This is a genomic window from Streptomyces sp. NPDC054047 (assembly GCF_055585065.1).
This window is the reverse complement of sequence record NZ_JBVJKV010000006.1, coordinates 97,224-112,129: the sequence shown is the minus strand read 5'-3', so window position 1 is coordinate 112,129 and position 14,906 is coordinate 97,224. Positions and strand designations below refer to the sequence as shown.

Annotated in this window: 26 protein-coding genes; all 26 read right to left on the bottom strand. The window is 67.4% G+C overall.

From position 1 onward, the window contains the following. Window positions 1-2: 2 nt before the first annotated feature. Entirely contained in the window at window positions 3-155 is a 153-nt protein-coding gene (locus ACZ6ZP_RS22675) for a hypothetical protein (protein ID WP_469408074.1), read from the bottom strand. Then, on the bottom strand, window positions 152-457 hold the full coding sequence (locus ACZ6ZP_RS22670; protein ID WP_469408072.1) for a hypothetical protein: 306 nt from the start codon (window positions 455-457) through the stop codon (window positions 152-154). Before ACZ6ZP_RS22670 ends, ACZ6ZP_RS22675 begins: the two co-directional genes overlap by 4 nt. Beyond that, window positions 454-642, bottom strand: a complete 189-nt coding sequence (locus ACZ6ZP_RS22665; protein WP_469408070.1) for a hypothetical protein — start codon at window positions 640-642, stop codon at window positions 454-456. The genes ACZ6ZP_RS22670 and ACZ6ZP_RS22665 overlap by 4 nt, the downstream gene beginning before the upstream one ends. After that, window positions 642-908 (bottom strand): hypothetical protein, encoded by a 267-nt coding sequence (locus tag ACZ6ZP_RS22660; RefSeq protein ID WP_469408069.1) that lies wholly within the window; start codon window positions 906-908, stop codon window positions 642-644. The genes ACZ6ZP_RS22665 and ACZ6ZP_RS22660 overlap by 1 nt, the downstream gene beginning before the upstream one ends. After that, window positions 905-1,246: a hypothetical protein gene (locus tag ACZ6ZP_RS22655; protein WP_469408068.1), complete on the bottom strand. Its 342-nt coding sequence runs from the start codon at window positions 1,244-1,246 to the stop codon at window positions 905-907. Before ACZ6ZP_RS22655 ends, ACZ6ZP_RS22660 begins: the two co-directional genes overlap by 4 nt. Before the next feature lies 1 nt (window position 1,247). Further along, window positions 1,248-1,469, bottom strand: a complete 222-nt coding sequence (locus ACZ6ZP_RS22650) for a hypothetical protein (RefSeq protein WP_469408066.1) — start codon at window positions 1,467-1,469, stop codon at window positions 1,248-1,250. After that, complete coding sequence (locus tag ACZ6ZP_RS22645; RefSeq protein WP_469408065.1) at window positions 1,456-1,743, bottom strand: hypothetical protein; 288 nt, start codon at window positions 1,741-1,743, stop codon at window positions 1,456-1,458. The genes ACZ6ZP_RS22650 and ACZ6ZP_RS22645 overlap by 14 nt, the downstream gene beginning before the upstream one ends. Continuing rightward, on the bottom strand, window positions 1,743-1,940 hold the full coding sequence (locus ACZ6ZP_RS22640) for a hypothetical protein (RefSeq protein ID WP_469408064.1): 198 nt from the start codon (window positions 1,938-1,940) through the stop codon (window positions 1,743-1,745). The genes ACZ6ZP_RS22645 and ACZ6ZP_RS22640 overlap by 1 nt, the downstream gene beginning before the upstream one ends. 4 nt (window positions 1,941-1,944) lie before the next feature. Next, window positions 1,945-2,133 (bottom strand): hypothetical protein, encoded by a 189-nt coding sequence (locus ACZ6ZP_RS22635; protein ID WP_469408062.1) that lies wholly within the window; start codon window positions 2,131-2,133, stop codon window positions 1,945-1,947. A gap of 65 nt (window positions 2,134-2,198) precedes the next feature. Next, window positions 2,199-2,390, bottom strand: coding sequence for a hypothetical protein (locus ACZ6ZP_RS22630; RefSeq protein ID WP_469408061.1), 192 nt, complete (start codon window positions 2,388-2,390; stop codon window positions 2,199-2,201). A gap of 2 nt (window positions 2,391-2,392) precedes the next feature. Then, window positions 2,393-2,602: a hypothetical protein gene (locus tag ACZ6ZP_RS22625; RefSeq protein WP_469408060.1), complete on the bottom strand. Its 210-nt coding sequence runs from the start codon at window positions 2,600-2,602 to the stop codon at window positions 2,393-2,395. A 432-nt stretch (window positions 2,603-3,034) separates the two neighbouring features. Then, on the bottom strand, window positions 3,035-3,256 hold the full coding sequence (locus ACZ6ZP_RS22620) for a hypothetical protein (protein ID WP_469408058.1): 222 nt from the start codon (window positions 3,254-3,256) through the stop codon (window positions 3,035-3,037). 73 nt (window positions 3,257-3,329) lie between these two features. Then, the gene (locus tag ACZ6ZP_RS22615; protein ID WP_469408057.1) at window positions 3,330-3,674 is read right to left on the bottom strand and encodes a hypothetical protein; all 345 of its coding nucleotides are present in this window, start codon (window positions 3,672-3,674) and stop codon (window positions 3,330-3,332) included. Between the two features lie 160 nt (window positions 3,675-3,834). Then, on the bottom strand, window positions 3,835-6,030 hold the full coding sequence (locus ACZ6ZP_RS22610) for an FtsK/SpoIIIE domain-containing protein (RefSeq protein ID WP_469408055.1): 2,196 nt from the start codon (window positions 6,028-6,030) through the stop codon (window positions 3,835-3,837). Continuing rightward, a complete protein-coding gene (locus ACZ6ZP_RS22605; RefSeq protein ID WP_469408053.1) occupies window positions 6,027-6,851 on the bottom strand; it encodes a DUF2637 domain-containing protein in 825 nt (274 codons plus the stop codon). Before ACZ6ZP_RS22605 ends, ACZ6ZP_RS22610 begins: the two co-directional genes overlap by 4 nt. A 190-nt stretch (window positions 6,852-7,041) precedes the next feature. Next, the gene (locus ACZ6ZP_RS22600) at window positions 7,042-7,500 is read right to left on the bottom strand and encodes a hypothetical protein (protein WP_469408051.1); all 459 of its coding nucleotides are present in this window, start codon (window positions 7,498-7,500) and stop codon (window positions 7,042-7,044) included. Next, window positions 7,497-8,375, bottom strand: coding sequence for a bifunctional DNA primase/polymerase (locus tag ACZ6ZP_RS22595; protein WP_469408049.1), 879 nt, complete (start codon window positions 8,373-8,375; stop codon window positions 7,497-7,499). The genes ACZ6ZP_RS22600 and ACZ6ZP_RS22595 overlap by 4 nt, the downstream gene beginning before the upstream one ends. Then, window positions 8,368-8,796 carry an HNH endonuclease gene (locus ACZ6ZP_RS22590; protein WP_469408048.1) on the bottom strand — a complete coding sequence of 143 codons (429 nt, stop codon included), beginning with the start codon at window positions 8,794-8,796 and terminating at the stop codon, window positions 8,368-8,370. Before ACZ6ZP_RS22590 ends, ACZ6ZP_RS22595 begins: the two co-directional genes overlap by 8 nt. Before the next feature lie 198 nt (window positions 8,797-8,994). Beyond that, window positions 8,995-9,246, bottom strand: coding sequence for a hypothetical protein (locus ACZ6ZP_RS22585; protein ID WP_469408047.1), 252 nt, complete (start codon window positions 9,244-9,246; stop codon window positions 8,995-8,997). Further along, entirely contained in the window at window positions 9,246-9,980 is a 735-nt protein-coding gene (locus tag ACZ6ZP_RS22580; protein WP_469408046.1) for a VWA domain-containing protein, read from the bottom strand. Before ACZ6ZP_RS22580 ends, ACZ6ZP_RS22585 begins: the two co-directional genes overlap by 1 nt. 122 nt (window positions 9,981-10,102) lie before the next feature. After that, on the bottom strand, window positions 10,103-10,972 hold the full coding sequence (locus tag ACZ6ZP_RS22575; protein WP_469408045.1) for a hypothetical protein: 870 nt from the start codon (window positions 10,970-10,972) through the stop codon (window positions 10,103-10,105). A gap of 20 nt (window positions 10,973-10,992) precedes the next feature. Beyond that, window positions 10,993-11,118 (bottom strand): hypothetical protein, encoded by a 126-nt coding sequence (locus ACZ6ZP_RS22570; protein WP_469408044.1) that lies wholly within the window; start codon window positions 11,116-11,118, stop codon window positions 10,993-10,995. Next, complete coding sequence (locus tag ACZ6ZP_RS22565; protein ID WP_469408043.1) at window positions 11,115-11,354, bottom strand: BldC family transcriptional regulator; 240 nt, start codon at window positions 11,352-11,354, stop codon at window positions 11,115-11,117. The genes ACZ6ZP_RS22570 and ACZ6ZP_RS22565 overlap by 4 nt, the downstream gene beginning before the upstream one ends. A 46-nt stretch (window positions 11,355-11,400) precedes the next feature. After that, window positions 11,401-11,823, bottom strand: a complete 423-nt coding sequence (locus tag ACZ6ZP_RS22560; protein WP_469408041.1) for a hypothetical protein — start codon at window positions 11,821-11,823, stop codon at window positions 11,401-11,403. Continuing rightward, window positions 11,820-12,428 carry a hypothetical protein gene (locus ACZ6ZP_RS22555; protein ID WP_469408040.1) on the bottom strand — a complete coding sequence of 203 codons (609 nt, stop codon included), beginning with the start codon at window positions 12,426-12,428 and terminating at the stop codon, window positions 11,820-11,822. The genes ACZ6ZP_RS22560 and ACZ6ZP_RS22555 overlap by 4 nt, the downstream gene beginning before the upstream one ends. A 538-nt stretch (window positions 12,429-12,966) precedes the next feature. Beyond that, the gene (locus ACZ6ZP_RS22550) at window positions 12,967-14,835 is read right to left on the bottom strand and encodes a hypothetical protein (RefSeq protein ID WP_469408038.1); all 1,869 of its coding nucleotides are present in this window, start codon (window positions 14,833-14,835) and stop codon (window positions 12,967-12,969) included. Window positions 14,836-14,906 lie beyond the last annotated feature (71 nt).

The following is a 14,906-nucleotide window of genomic DNA, read 5'->3' as shown; positions in this document are numbered from 1 at the left end:
GGTTACGGGAAGATCTCCAGCAGGAAGGTCTCGATGTCCCGCGCTTCATTGCGGCTCGCCCATGTGCAGATCGGCTCATGCGTTCGGGCGAATTCCAGGTGCATCTCGTCACCGCAGCGAGGGCAGCGGTAGCGCTCCTGGTCGGGCTCGCTCACGCCGCGCCCACCGGCGCCGTGCGCCGCACTCCCTGGAAGTGGCGCGCGAGGCGGCGCAGTCGGCGCTTGGTGTCGTCGCCTCCGCCGCCGTGCCACCACAGCCAGGCGAACAGGGCGCACAGCGCCGTGTCCCAGATGGCCCATCCGTGGCGGCCCTGGCGGAAGTCCTGGACGGCGAACAGCCCGTCGGCCAGAGCGATGAGGCCGTGGCAGCGGTACTGGGCTATGCGCCTGCTGATGATCCCGACAAGGGCGATGACGGCCAGCCCGGCGCCCAGCGTGGCTAGTACAGGGAAGTTCATCGCTGCGCATCCTCCTCGAAGGCGTCGGCCGCGGCGGTGACGACATGCGCCACGAACGCCGCCGGACCGTGGACGGTGATCTCGTAGGGCGGCTTGAAGTCCAGCGGGACACTGTCGGCGGGACCGAAGCGGATGCTGGCCTGGTACTGCGGCAGGGCGTCTTCCCGGGGCACTGGCTGAGCCATTACGGGGCCCTGTCCTTCACGAGGTCCACCGGGCCGCCGGGGCAGCGCACCGACGTGACGGGCTCCGTGAACGTCCTGTCCTTGACCGCGTCGTCGGCGACCTCTCGGGAGTGCGGTGTGACCACCTCGCCGTACAGGTGGGGCCACCGCCCGTAATTGCGCTGCACGTCGCCGCAGCCGGGGCAGTAAGCGCGCTTGCCCCAACTGGGCACCTCGGACTGCGGCGGGGGCAACGCGACGGCTTGGCGCCGTGTTCGCCTGCTCATGACGCGTTCTTGCCCTTCTCAATCAGTTCATCGAGCACGTTCAGGGCGTCGGAGTTGTTGTACTCGTAGAAGAGGCGGTGCGCTTCGAATGGATTGAGGCCCATAACCGATCCGGCGTAGATTTCCGGGTCCTGGCCGTTCAGGTAGTACACCTGCTCCGACCAGCCTTTCTCGCCGCGCCAGTCGAGCTGGGCGCCGGTGAGAACACCCGCCCAACCGGCGATGCAGTGGGTCGTTCCGCATTCGGTGCGCTCGCCCCAGTTGTTCTGATCGTGCGTCTCGGGGTGGGCTGTGATCTGCTCGCGGATTTCCAGGAGCAGGTCAGTGTTGATCGGCATGTCATGTCTCCTTGTGCCGGTGGCACACCAGCGACGGAATGCCGTAGCGGGTGTAGCCGCGATTGCCGGTGATGTAGTGCTCGGCCAGCCCGCACTGGCAGGCCGGACCGGGCGCCACTTCGGCAGCGAAAAGCCCCGGCTTCCACCGCGCGATGTCGGCGCGGATCTTCGCCAGGGCTTCGTCTGATATCTCGTTGGCGGTGGGGCGCTTACCCTTCGCCACGGCGTGTTCGCATGTAGTCGTCCGTTGCATCACGGATGCGGATCATGTGCTCTTCCGCCAGCTCAGCCCGTCGCTTGAGCTGGTCGACTTCCTTGACCAGCTCCTCGACGCGTTGCTTCAGGGCGTCGTCGGCGCGGGACCGCTGAACCGTCTGGATCTCCAGGGCCGCTGTAGCGGATAGCCCGCAGAAGCGGCACGGCACACCGTCCATGAAGTCATTGAGGACGCTGGAACTGTGCGACTGACAGCCGGGACAGGTCATCTTGTCGCCCACTACTCATCCACCTCCGCGAGCTTGGCCAGCGCCTCGTAGTCGGCGGCCTGCTGGACGTAGCGCCCGGCCTGGCGGAAGCGCCGCGACTGTACGGTCACTCCCTCGCCGGGGATCTTGTAGTCGAGTGCCGCCGCCTTGAGGCGCAGCTGCGAGGCGCGCAGTCTCAGTTCGGCGATGGTCAGCGCCATGAAGGGCATGTCGTCAACCGCCTTCTGTTACAGCCGTGGACATGGTCAGGTCTCCCGTGACGTCGAAGTCGTGCAGGTAGGCGCGCGTGAAGGCTTCGAGATGAGTCGCCGCGCAGCTGATGTGCCCGTGCGGCAGGCAGCGGACGACCCACCCGTCTGCCTCTTCGTCGATCCAGACGATGTGCCAGCGCGGGTCGGGCACCTTGCGTGCTCCTCTCACGAGGAAGCCCCGGTCAAGTTGACCGGGGCGCGGGTGCGGGTGGTGGGTCAGCGGCGCGGGTAGCCGTGACCGGGCGGCGGATAGGGCTTGGTCATCACGTCGCTCATCAGGCCGCTCATGACGGTTTGCGTGAACTCGCTGTCTGGTTCCTCTTCGAAAGAGGCCTCCGCGTCGTCGAGCAAGTTGCGGGTGCGGGTGTCGTCGTGGGACGGCGTTTCACTGCGGCGGAAGATGCTCATGGTCACTTCTCCTTCAGGTACTGCCGCCACATCGAGCGCAGCACGAGGACGCAGATCGTCACTGCCACCGCCGTGAGTGCAACGGACACTGCAACGGCGGCCAGACCGAGCATCAGGAAGACTGCAACGGTACCGAGCACGGCGAGCGCGATCACGGCCAGGCAGCCGCCCGCGAGGTAGGCGCCCCACGGCCGTGCAGCGAGGGGCTGCAACGGTTGGGCGCCCCCCGTTGCAGGGGGCGTGGCAGGCGTGCCGTACACAGGCCGGCCGTACTCGTCAGTGCCCAGGTACTGCGGAGCCTGCGGCGGGGTGTCGTGGTGTGGCTGCCACGGCTGCAACGGGGGGTGTTGCATGGCGGTTCAGCCTTCGTCGGTGTCGTCGGGCTCGGGCGGCAGCTTCATCGAGAAGATGACGGTGAAGTCGCCGTCTTCCTCTGTCTCGATCTCTGCGCCGGTTTCTGGATTGATCACTTGGTCACCACCAGATGGATTCCTTCTTGGGCACGATCATTTCCGGGGGGCATCCGTTGTGCATGTGGTCCAAGCACGGCCCGCAGTCCTGGCCGGGGGCCAGGCGCCGGTGGATGGAGGAGTCATAGGCGTGTGCCCAGCACTGACGGCACTGACCGGGCGGCGGGGGGCGCATCAGGTCTGTATGGGGTGGTTGGGCTGCCAGGTACCGGCCTTGGCGTCTGCCAGCTCATCGAGGTACGAGTCAGCGGCGTCGTGCATACTCTGCGCCCGCGGCGACCCGACTGCGTCCAGATCCTTCGCGGCGCCGTGCGCAGAAACGATGTCGTCCTCGATGTCGGCGATCAGATCGGCCTGGTCGATGCTTCCGGCCTTCATGTAGTGGCGTGCGGTCACGGTGGCCTCTCCGGAGCGGGGACCCTCCCGGCTCCCCTCACCGCCGCTGCGAGAGCGACGGATCGGGCAACCGTCAGAGCCCCGCCTTGCGGGCCGCACGCTCAGCACGCTTCAGCGCCCCGTCGGCGTCGTTCTTGGCGATGCGCGCCTTGCGCTTGTCCTTCGGGGCAGCGGCATTGAGCTTGACCTTCGCCGCGGCGGCGGCACGGCGGGCTTCGTCCAGCTGCCTCTTCGCGGCGTACGCCAGGTAGCCGCCCTCTTCCTCGGCCGCCTCGTCGATCTTCTCGATCTCCCTCTGGAAGCGCGGATCGACGCAGGATTCCTCGCCCAGCGGGTCATCGGCCGCGGCCTGCTTGGCTATGCGTCCGCTGAGCCAGACGCGGCGGACCATCTGTGTCTTCGAGTAGTGACGGGGCATGGGTGTCCCTTCGGGTACGGGTTGCGGGGGTCTCGCAAAAGCCGTTCAGCGGCTGATCCGGGGGTGTGCGCGGCATGGTCGAAACCCGAAATCACTGCACGTCAGGTGCTTGATCACGGGGATATCGGGGTCGAAACCGATTTCGGGGCGGGGTGAAACCTCAACGCCCTTCCGAAACCGCTTCTTCGTCGTCCTCGCTGAAGTCCCGTGGGGCGGGAAGATCGGCGAAACGCACGCCCTTGGCGCCGCCGCAGCAGTCGCGAATGGTGATCTGACGGGTCGGAATCCTGTGCGCCTTCAAGGCGGCGGACAGGGCCGTCGACCGGACGACCTGGACGTCACGCACTTCGTCCGGGCCCATCTCGCTCAGCGGCTTCTCGGTCTGCATCCACGCGCCGTACAGCTCAGGCAGGTACAACGCGAGGGATTCGACCAGGCGGTGGGAGTGCACGGCTTCGGCGCCGTCGGGCCACACGGCGTGTACGTGGTCGGCGATCGTCGTGCGGTCGACCTTCTCGATCTGCTGGCCGACTGCCTCGCCCGACAGCGTCCCCGCCGCCGTGCGCAGGGCGAGCGCCCGCCGGGCGACCTCGCGCATCTCCAGCTGCGTGATGAAGTACGCACGCACGATCTTCGCGTTGGTCGCGGACCGTGCGAGCCATCCGGTACCGCTGTCCTTCGGGTCGTCGCCTTCGGCAGGCTCGAAGATTGAAGCTCGGACCCCACGCTTGTACATGCCGGTGCCGAGCACCAGGTCATTGGCGGTGTGGCCCGAGATCGCCAGGCAGAAGCGCACAATCGCGTTGTCACTGATCTTCTTCGGGATCGACTTGGCGTCCGGCCGCTGCGTGGTCAGAACCAGAATGATCCCGTATGCGCGGGCCTTGCGGATCAGCCGGGCGAACACCGCCTCGGCCTCCTTGCCGTACACCGGGTGCTCGAAGAGCGTGTGCACCTCATCGAAGATCGCGAGGATCGGATGCAGCCTCAGGCGCGGGTACTTCGATGCCAGCTTGCGCGTGACCTTGCGCCCGGTGGGGACGTCCTCGATCGGGAGTTCGGCGACGATCTTCTTGCGCCGCTTCATCTCCCTTTCCAGCAGATAGGCGCCGTCCAGTGCGGCTTCGCAGTGTTCGTCGTCGTCGCCCTGGACGTAGCGGTGACAGATGGGCTTCAGGCCCTCCATGTCACCGGAGCCCTTGAGTTCGTACAGGTGCTTTTCGCAGGTCGGATCGAGTGCCCCCGCGCAGGCGATCGTGCTGACCGCCGATGTCTTGCCCGATCCCATCACCCCGCCGATCAGCACGTTCGTACCGATGACGGCGAGCGGGACCTTGTCGCCCTTGGGCGTGAAGCCGAACGGGAACTCCCCGTAGAAGTCGACGGTGCCGCCGTCCAGCAGCGGCCACGGCCGCTTGATGGTGCGCGGATCTTTCTTGGCCACCCAGACGTTGGCGCGGCCGGGATGCTCAGTGCCGACCGACGGCCAGACGCACTGAAGCGGCCGGCGCATGGCGGCGGCCAGCTCCTTGCGCTTGTCCAGCAAGGTCTCCGCGAGCGTTGCACCGGGCAGGTCGATCTGCGCCAGCCAGCCTGGCCCGTCGATGGCGATGGGCCCGACGAACCGCGGTACGCCCTTGATGCCGACGTCCTCGATGGCTCGCGTCAGTTCTTCGCTGTCCAGCGGGCGTTGCAGGTGGATGGAGAGATAGCGGGTGACGATCGGCTTGTCCCCGCGGCGTCCGTGCGCGCCGGCCAGTGTCAGCAGAGCGGTCACCGCGCCCGCGCACCACAGAGGCACGATCAGCGCGGCGACCAGCAGGATCAGCGCAGCGAAGCAGCCCACCACCAGGGACGCGATGCGGCGGGGATGGACTCTGCGCGAGTGCTCCCGCGACAGGGCCAGCCAGGCCGTGATGTCGGCGGTCGCCGCCGCCCTGGCCTCCACCGGCCGCGCTTCGGTGTCCGCAACCCACTTGCCCCACCGGATGATGAGACGCCCCACGCCGCGGGGCGAGCACAGGAGCAGACGCACCAGGTAAACGGGCAGGCGCAGCAGGTGAAAGGCGCTGAGGTGGGCGCTGTAGGCCAGCGTCCAGTACGCGTTGGAAGTGAACTCCCGCATGCTGCGCAGCCAGGAGGGCAGTACCGCGGGCGCGTCTGCCAGGTAGGCCTGGCGCTCCTCGATCCATGAGCCGGTGTCCGCGGCCACTTCAGGGGTGTCCACGGGCTGCGGCGGCGCCTCGGGATCGAGTGCGTACGTTTCGCTCTGCTCTGTGCCCGTGACCTTGGTGAACCGCACCTTCTGCTCGGTGCCGTTGATGACGCTGCCCGTCGCGCCGTCGGGGATGCTCACGGCGCACCCCGCAGCTTCTCGACATCGCGGGCGTCGAAGAGGTGCGTGCCGCCGTCCGGGTCCGTTGCAACGGGGGTCAGTTTGTTGCGGCGCTTCCACGACCGGACGGTCTCCGGGCTGACGTTCAGCCGCTCGGCCACCTCGCTGGTCGTGAGCATCTCGCCACGCCCCTGCACCGGCACTGCCACGGGCGTTGCATCCGCCGCCACGACGGGCAGCAGGCGGACATCCGCGGGTGCGGCGCCGATCCATGCGGGAGGCCGCACGGTCACGGCCGCGCAGATGGCTGCAACGGGGGCGCGTTGCACTGCAACGGGGGGTGCAACGGGCCCCGTTGCGACGCGCCGCGCGATCGCCTCGTGCACCTGGCGCATGAGCGCGCCGAAGGCGAGCAGAGCGGCCACCGGCGGCACCGCGGCGACGACGTAGTCCATCGGTTCGGCGCCGACTCCCACCCCTGCGACGTTCAGCGCGATCGAGCCGAGCGATCCGGCGACGGACAGGGCGATGGCCCACCAGTCGATCCGCCGCATCAGCGAGGCGCGCAGGATCAGCACCTCACCGATCACGATGAACAGGTCGACGGTGCCCGGCCATGCCCACGCCCTGGCGGGCGAGTGCTTCAGGCCCTGCGCCGCCGCGACATCGTGAAGGTGTTCGTATGAAAGCCAGAAGGCGCCGCCCGTCAGGGCGACGGTGGCCACAGCCGCGATGACGGCCAGCAGGGTCAGGACGCGCGAGGCGTCGGAAGAGGAAACGGGAAACGTGTCAGAACTCTTGATCGCCGCAGGCTTTGCGGCCTTAACTGCTGTGCGGGCCATGGAGGTTGTGCTCCCTGGTCAAGTGCCCCGGTCGGCGACTGGCATCGTCGGCCGGGGTGCGCGGGTCGTGATTCCGCTCTACGCCCGCCGCTTCGAACGGGGCAAGCGGTGGGCGGTATCCGCTACCCCGCAACACCCCGGGTGGGGCTCGGGGTTGCGGGTGGGGCGCTGTTTCTCTCCTTCCTGTGTGTCATGAGGTTCCGACTCGCGGTCCGATGCGCGTCTGCCGGGGTGCGGAGGAGGGCGCGAGTCCCAGTGCTTCGAGCAGCAGGCGGCGGTCCGCCGGGAGCGGAGTCGCAAGGGCGACGTTGCGCGCCGTCCGCTTCTGCTCCTCGTCCCAGTCGGCGCGCTCGGTCGGCTCGGTGTAGAAGCGCTCCTTCCCGAACTGGACGGGCTTGCCTGCCGATCGGTAGTGGTTGCGCACGGCGGTGTTGTGAACTGCCCGGCACTCGTCGCACGGCTCGGTGCCGTCCCGCATGTGCTTGTCCCAGCCCTGCACCGTGCCGCAGTCGATGACGCGCGGGGGCGGCGGCCCGCCCTCGGGCTTGCCGTAGTGGAGCCAGCGCCGATAGCAGCGGCTGCACCATCCACGGGCCTTGTGCGTGGCCTTCTCACCGCAGTGGGCGCAGGTGATGACCGGGCGGCTCACTGTCCCTCCTTTCTCTGCTGGTTGCGGTACGCGCTGCGGATCGTTGCTTCCGCCTGGCGCTGCCCGCCGTCGCCGCTGTAGGCGGCGCTGAGTTCGTCGATGGCCGTCTCGATGGACACGCCGTCGGAGCACGCGGAGCGGGCAGCCCAGTACAGGGCGTTCGAGCGGTTCCCGGGGGCCGCGTTGCGGACGGTGTCGACCAGTCCGCCGATCGAGCCGCCGCGGCGTGGCTGTGCGAAGAGGGGCCGCGCGGGGGCGGGCTTCTCGCGGCAGAGTTCGACCAGCCACGGCGGGGCGTCGCGCACGGGCAGTGCGTTCTCTGCGACGTAGGGGCCGGCTGGGGTGCGCGAGCCAGCGCCCAGCACGTAGCCGCCGTGAAGCCCCCCGTTGCCACGTACGTCGACCAGTCCTTTGACGGGCGAGGCCTGCGAGGCTGTAATGCCGGGTGGCCACCGGGTGTGGATGTGGAGACCGAGCCGAGTGGTCTGCACCAGGTAGGTGTCCATGAGCTGGTTCCAGTTGCCGCCGTACTGCTCGCACATGTAGCGCAGCACGTCAGTGCCGTCGACCAGGGCGCCCAGCTTGGAGTGCAGCGCCTCGTACGGTGTGCCTTCGAGCTGGCCGGGTCGCTTCGGCAGATCGCAGTCGATGACCAGCAGACCGCTCGGCTTGCAAGCGACTCCGATGTTCGCTGACGGCGACCACGACCAGACTTCGATGACGCGATCAAGGTCGACGGTCGCTTCCTCCGACCACTTGATCGTGTAGGGCTGCCCCGGTCGCAGCCGGTGCGGCGTCTTCTCGCCGGGCTGGACGGGGAAAATATGGAACCCGCGCTGCACTGCGGCGATAGCGGGACCAATCAGGTTAGACATGCGTCCAGGTTTCTCGTCGCGTGATAGCGCTTATCTGCGCCTGCGTGACGCCGTACACCTCGGCCAGCATGGCTTGAGTCAGGATGCCCACTGCGTACTCGGCTCGAATATCCAGTACCTCGACTGCCGTCAGCTTGCATGTATTCACGGCTTCGCCTTTGGTCTGTCGACCACGAGAAAGCTTGTCTCGCATGTTGTCGGCTTCGGTTCCGCCTATGAGACAGCGCTCCCAGTCCACGCAGGCCGGGGTGTCGCAGCGATGCCTGACGACCACCGGTAGGTAGCCGTGCTTTTCCTGGAAGATCCACCGGTGGGCGCGCATCGTCCTGCCGTTCACTGTGAATAGGCCGTATCCGTCGGCGTCGGCACCCTTGGTCCAGAGAAGACAGCCTGAGATTGGATCACGTCTGACCTTGGCCATGAATCGAATCAAGGGATTCGATTTGCGGTCTATCGGAGCTGCAGGGCCAACTGCACCGTGTCGCTGTATTCGTTGATGATGCATGCCGCACCATCCGGAGAGTCGAGCCTCTTTTGGGCACCCATCCGGATGCTTGCACGGCGCCATGTCGCCTCCTTTCCAGGCACGCCGAGGGGCCCCTTCCGGAGCCCCTCTGGTTCAGCGCTTGGTGCACTTCGGGTACTTCGAGCCGCGATAGCAGTCGTCGTAGTCGTCGCTGGACACCTCGAACTCGTGCTCTGCGCCCTTCTTGTCGCGGGTCGCCAGCTCGTACTTGTAGGTCTTGGTCGACGGCTTGTAGTCGCGGTCCTTGTCCACGACCGTTCCAGCGGGCCCCTCGGGGTAGCTCGGCCCGCAACCGGCCAGGACCAGCGCGAAGGCGGCGAGGGCCGCGACGAACAGGCGCCGCATCACCGGACGATCCCCGCTGCCGATGCGGCGGCCAGCCAGCCCGCGTACTCGTGGGTGATGCCGTCGTACAGCTCCGCGTTGCTCACGGCGTGCGGGTCGGCGGCGTGAAAGAAGGACGCGTTGTCGACCGTCCGGCCGCGCAGATCGTCCAGCTTCTCCAGGAACTCGATGCGGTCGCCGAAGCCGACGAAGGACCAGAACAGCGGCAGTGCGGAAGCGTCCTTGAGGGCACGCTCCGCTTCGGGCCTGCTGTTGGGGGCGCCGTCACTCTGGAAGATGACCAGCGCCGGATCAGACGCACCCGACGACTGATGATGCTGGACGACGGCGCTCATTGCGGCGGCGTAGTTCGTGGTGCCCCACTGCACGGCGTGATGCGTCCTGTCGATCACTCCGGCGTAGTCGCTGAGACTGACGGGCACCGGACGCGATGCGCCGCCCGCGAAGTAGACGAGCGGCACCGTGCCGTCGTCGTCCAGGTTGGCGGACAGTCCGAGCGCCTGCTCTGCCAACCGCTGGACGCTGCCGTCGCTGTAGAACCGGCGCATGCTCCCCGAGTGATCGAGGACCAGGTACACGGCGGCGCGCTGGCCGGTGAGCCCGGACTTCTCCAGGCTGACGGCTGCCGTCTTGGTCAGGTTGACCAGTCCGGACGGGACCTTGTCGAGCGTGATGGCCGGACCGCTGCCGCTCGGGGCGGGCAGGGGTGCGTTCGTCTTCTTGCTGCGGAACATGCGGGTTCCTCTCGCGGGTCAAGGCGCAGCCGGGAGCCGCCCGGATGTAGCGGGCTCCCGGCTGCGGGCATAAAAAAAGGACGCGACCCGGTGGGTGCGTCCGTCGTGGTGCTGCGGTGGATCTAGAAGGGCGGCTGCTGTGACTGCGCCCCGAACGTCTGGGCGATCATCGTTGCCTGCTCGTTGGTCATCCCTTCGGGGTTCACGCCCTTGTCCCGGAGGAACTGAGCCAGTCCGGGATCAAGGGCGGTAGGAGCAGGCTGCGGGGCAGCCGGGGCCTGGTTCGCAGCCGGGGGTACACCCTGCTGTCCGCCCTGTGGCGGCGCTCCCCATGCAGACGGAGAGGCAGGGGGCGTCTGGGCAGGGGCTGCCTGCACTGAAGCGGCAGGCGCCCCCCACTGCCCCGGCTGAGGGCCCGCGGGAGCCGCCGCCTGCGTGCCCTGCCACGGGTCGTACGGCAGCTGTTGCGAGGCGTACTGAGGCTGCGCCTGCGGAGCCTGCTGAGCGGGCGCCTGCCCCCACGGTTGCGGCTGTCCCTGCGCTGCAGGCGCCTGCTGCGCGGTGGGCTGCGTGAACTGGTTGCGAGGGTGCGTCGCGATGTACTGCATCGCCATCTGCTGATCGGCGTCGGAGTACTCCGCGAGGTAGAAGGCGCCGGACTTCTGCCCCTGCGCGGCCGTCTGGGCAAGCCTGCCCAGCACCATGCCGCCGCCCGTGTGCTTCTTGATCTGCGGGACCAGCGCCTTGCCGCCGACACGGGCGTTGGACAGCACCGTCGGCTGCCCCGTCTCCTGGCTGATCAGGTCGATGATGACGATGTCCGCCTCGACTGCCTCGTACGGCTCGGGCTGTCCGTTCTGGCCGGTGCCCATCTGCTGGCTGACGCTGTCCGGGTAGAACAGGAACAGCTTGCCGATCCATTCGGGGTGGTCGCGCGGCACGAACCGGTCGCCACGGTCGGGCTGCGCGAACGGGTTCTGTGGAGTGGTCACTTGGCCTTCTTCCTTGTCTCTTACGGGAGTTCGTATCTCTGCGCCTCGCAACCGGCGCAGATCCAGTGCAGTGGTCCGTGAGCCGTCTCCGTCCAGCGGTGCAGGGCGGGGAAGAGGCGGTGCAGGGCCGCGAGGATCAGCGTCATGCCGCTTCACGCTCCTTGGTGCCGGATGCGAGTGCCGCGCGGATCTCCTTCTCGCGAAAGCGCCGGTGATTGCCCGGGGTGCGTACGGCATCAAGACGGCCTTCGTTGGCCCACCGGGCGACGGTGCGCCGGTTGACGCGGAAGATCGCTGCGACCTCGCCCGTGGTGAGCAGCCGCTCATAGTCGAGTTCCATATCTGTCACCTCCTGCGGGTGGTTGATGTCCTCGCCTGCCACGCCGTACCGAGCCTGGCCTTTCCACATCAAGCCCGGCCTGCCGGGGTCAAGCGGCTTCGTCCTCGATGTCGGCGCGCACCATGGCGGCGAATTCCTCGAAATCCTGGTAGCGGCGCTTCAGCGCCTGCCACTCGCGGGCCATGTCGGCGAGCACCAGGCGGCGGGTGAAGTCGTCGGCCAGAACGGTGTCGACCGGCTCGTACACGTGGCCGTGTTCGCGCCGCACCGCGTGGTAGGCGCGCACCGACTTGGCGGGGCCGTCCTCGTTCGCCTCGCGGTAGACCACCTTCACCGACCGGATCAGCTCGTGGGCCTGATGCTGGCGGTACTTCTCGCCCGCCACGGAGTCGTCCCACTCGAAGCGGTGATGCAGGGGGTGCGCTGTGTCGCGGGCCTCTTCGACGACCAAGGCGGGAGTCAGCTGCCCCCGCTGGTCGTAAATGACCTGCAACTGATCCCGCAGGCTCACGAGATGACCTCGACTTCCTTCGAGTCGTCCAGTCGGTAGCAGCCGAAGTCGCCGCCCTTCTCGGGGCGCCACTCCCCTACGCCGACACCCATGCCACCCGCGTCGATGAGCGATAGAACCGAGCCGCGCGTCAGCATCGAGGTCACGTAGGTGACGTCCAGCGAGGCCGTCCACTCCGGGAACTCCGGGCGGTAGCGCAGGTCATGGCCACCGCGACCGACCGTCACAGTGTCCTCGCGCATGTGCGGGGTTCCCTCGATGCGCGTCATCCCACGGCCGTCGTCTCCGATCTCTCCGCGGAAGAACATGAACTGCCGCAGCGCGGTCATGGTCACGCCCTGGTAGAAGCGGGCGCCGCCTATCGTCGCCGCCTTGAAGGCGATGACGGGGAAGCCGTAGCCACCGTCCTTCAGACGGTAGAACGCCGCCTCGTATTCTGCCTCAGGATTCTTCGGCTCCTTCGGCGACTTGCGTCCCTGCATGTTGTCCAGCATCTGACGCTTGGCCTTTTCGCTGAACTTGTGCACGATCAGCGGGGACGTCCCTACGAGAGGAACGCGTATGGTTTCCGCGTCGATCTTTTCGAGCTGGATTTCAGCACTCATGTGTTTTCCTTCGCGGGTTGTGTTTCCATGCCATGCCTGCCTTGCCGTATCGAGCCCTGCCTGAACGCGACTGGCCGCGCCCCGCCGAGCCTGCCGCGTCGCGCCAAGCCGCACGTCGCCCAAGCGCGCCGCAACTCGCCTCGCCTGCCTAGCCGCGCCAGACCGTGACTTGCCTGAACAGAACGCGCCCCGCCTATCCCTGCCTGCCGCGCCAAGACCTACCTAGACGTACCTAGCCCCGCACCGCCTCGCCTGCCGTGCCAAGAAATGCCGTGCCAAGCCGGAACAATCCACGCCCGGCCTGCCCTGCCCCGCCAAGCCTTAACGAGCCGTGCCTAATCGAGACTTGCCGCACCTGCCCGGCCTTGCCGAGCCTTGCCACGCAATGCCGAGTGGTGCCATTCCACGCCGCGACGAAACAGCCGAACAACGCCCCGCCATGCGGAACAAGCCGTGCCCTGACTGCCCTAACCAACCACACCTAGCCGGACCTAACCGGAGCGCGCCCGGACCTGCCAAGCCTGCCAGGTCAGTTCGGTTATCGACCAGGACAGCCGCGCGTCATATCCGGATCGCCGGGCGCATACCAATTGCAGAATTTGCAGTCATCAGCGATGGGGAATTGACGGGCAACTTCGAGTGGCGTAGTCGGCGAACCGAATGAAGCGGCCACCGTCTCCGCGATCCGATCGACTCGCGCCAAGGCATCGCGCGCCATCTGCGGGTCGTACCGATCAACCCAGACGCACAGGTCGTTCAGGCTGTTGCCCTCGCGTGGCCATCCGATGATGGCCACCTGGTCGACGACTTCGCCCTTGAGCCTCGCCCCGTACGCGTAGACGTTGACCTGGACGCGGTGGTGAAGAGGCGGTCCCTCGCGCTGGAACTTCTTGATGCCGTACGCGCTGAGCGACTTGTGATCCAGGAACATCGCGTACGTACGATCGAGCAAGTCGCCCGTTCCCTTGGGCACATTGGCCGACGGGAAGGTGAGAGGCATTTCCATCGCGTACCGGCCGGTTCCTGCGTTGGCCCACTCGAAAACTTCAGCCAGTCCGTTGTGGATGCATGTCCCGACGAAGCTCGCCCACTTGTCGATCCATCCCGGATTCACCGCAGGGATGTCGAGCAGTGTCATCGCTATGCGCCGGTCGCACGGTGTGCCGACTCCGCTTGGCCCCATGCTCTTCTGCCTGCTGCGCTCTGTGCGGTTGCAGTAGTCGAAGAACATCTGCTTCAGCCCGGCGGCGATTCTCTCAGCCTCCACTGACATCGGCACGGCGGCCGGTGTGGGTTCTGCCTTGCCGGGCTGGCTGAACGGCGAACCGGGCTGCGCGAACGGGCTACTCGAAGGCGGCGCAGTGGCTGGGGCCGTCGGGGTCGCAGCCGTCGAAGGTGCCGCATCCGGTACCGGCGTAGCGGCACCGTTCTTGTGGAGCGGAATCGGTGTCGCGTCGTACTCCACCGTCGCGCTCGGCATGACCTTCTGGACTTCCCGCGTCGCCGCTTCCAGAACACCCGCAGGCGCCGGGTCCGCAGGCTCCTGCGTGGTGCTGTCCGGGGTGGGGGCAGTCGGCGGGAGGCTCGTTGTACTGGACGGCGCAGCCTCCCTTGCAGCGGCAGCAGCCTCCGCAGGGGGCGCCTCCTGCGCAGGTTCCGTACGCACAGTCATCTGCGCAGGCTTCCCGGCGCACTGCGTGACCTTCTTCTTGTGCAGCCACCGGTGCGGCGGATGATCCTTCGCTATGTAGCACGGTGTCGGATCGGCTGCATCCTCGGGAACTGCACCGGTCGCTGACGATGCCGTCGGCGCAGGGGCAGACGGCGCCTGGGTCGAAGCAGTCGGGGTGCTCTCCGCACCCGAGCGTGCCTCGGGTGCGTCCGACGACTTCGGCGAGTCCTGCGGCGTAGGCGTCGACTCCGGGGATTGCCTGCGGTCCTCGATCTCTCGCGCTGTCCGCGCCCACTGGTCGATCATCTCCTCTGACTCGTTGGGGGCAGACGGTGCAGCGCATGCAGTGTCCGCCGATGCTTCCGGCTCCGGGGTGCTGTCGGCAGTCGGGCACTGTGTCTCTCCGCTCTCGTACGGCTTGCCGGACATCGGGCACTGCTCGCGCTCTTCCGGGGGCGCCGACACGTCCTTGATGTGGTCGACGAAGTGGCCCGTTGCGGCGTCCAGCAGCGGGGCGCGTTTGCACTCGGGGCACGGGGCGTAGTCCCGCCCCACGACGGGGCGTTCGTCATCCGGTGCGGTCTCCGGTCCCCGCCTGATCAGCCAGGTGGGAATGTCGCGCTTCGAGCGCGAGCATTCCACGCCCTTCTCGCGGTTGTGCTTGTGGTAGCGGTTCTCCGACGTCGCCATGATGTTCTTGCGGCAGGAGAAGCAGTGAAACCTATCGGCGGCCACGGCTGCGCCCCCTGATCCTCTGGCTGAAAGCCCAGAGCAGGACGCACAGCCAGAAGCAGCCCGCTCCGGTG

Coding starts and splice junctions, on each gene's coding strand:
- ACZ6ZP_RS22670 (WP_469408072.1), bottom strand. CDS start 457: ATGAACTTCCCTGTACTAGCCACGCTGGGCGCCGGGCTGGCCGTCATC.
- ACZ6ZP_RS22665 (WP_469408070.1), bottom strand. CDS start 642: ATGGCTCAGCCAGTGCCCCGGGAAGACGCCCTGCCGCAGTACCAGGCC.
- ACZ6ZP_RS22660 (WP_469408069.1), bottom strand. CDS start 908: ATGAGCAGGCGAACACGGCGCCAAGCCGTCGCGTTGCCCCCGCCGCAG.
- ACZ6ZP_RS22655 (WP_469408068.1), bottom strand. CDS start 1,246: ATGCCGATCAACACTGACCTGCTCCTGGAAATCCGCGAGCAGATCACA.
- ACZ6ZP_RS22640 (WP_469408064.1), bottom strand. CDS start 1,940: ATGCCCTTCATGGCGCTGACCATCGCCGAACTGAGACTGCGCGCCTCG.
- ACZ6ZP_RS22630 (WP_469408061.1), bottom strand. CDS start 2,390: ATGAGCATCTTCCGCCGCAGTGAAACGCCGTCCCACGACGACACCCGC.
- ACZ6ZP_RS22615 (WP_469408057.1), bottom strand. CDS start 3,674: ATGCCCCGTCACTACTCGAAGACACAGATGGTCCGCCGCGTCTGGCTC.
- ACZ6ZP_RS22605 (WP_469408053.1), bottom strand. CDS start 6,851: ATGGCCCGCACAGCAGTTAAGGCCGCAAAGCCTGCGGCGATCAAGAGT.
- ACZ6ZP_RS22595 (WP_469408049.1), bottom strand. CDS start 8,375: ATGTCTAACCTGATTGGTCCCGCTATCGCCGCAGTGCAGCGCGGGTTC.
- ACZ6ZP_RS22590 (WP_469408048.1), bottom strand. CDS start 8,796: ATGGCCAAGGTCAGACGTGATCCAATCTCAGGCTGTCTTCTCTGGACC.
- ACZ6ZP_RS22585 (WP_469408047.1), bottom strand. CDS start 9,246: ATGCGGCGCCTGTTCGTCGCGGCCCTCGCCGCCTTCGCGCTGGTCCTG.
- ACZ6ZP_RS22580 (WP_469408046.1), bottom strand. CDS start 9,980: ATGTTCCGCAGCAAGAAGACGAACGCACCCCTGCCCGCCCCGAGCGGC.
- ACZ6ZP_RS22570 (WP_469408044.1), bottom strand. CDS start 11,118: ATGACGCTGATCCTCGCGGCCCTGCACCGCCTCTTCCCCGCCCTGCAC.
- ACZ6ZP_RS22555 (WP_469408040.1), bottom strand. CDS start 12,428: ATGAGTGCTGAAATCCAGCTCGAAAAGATCGACGCGGAAACCATACGC.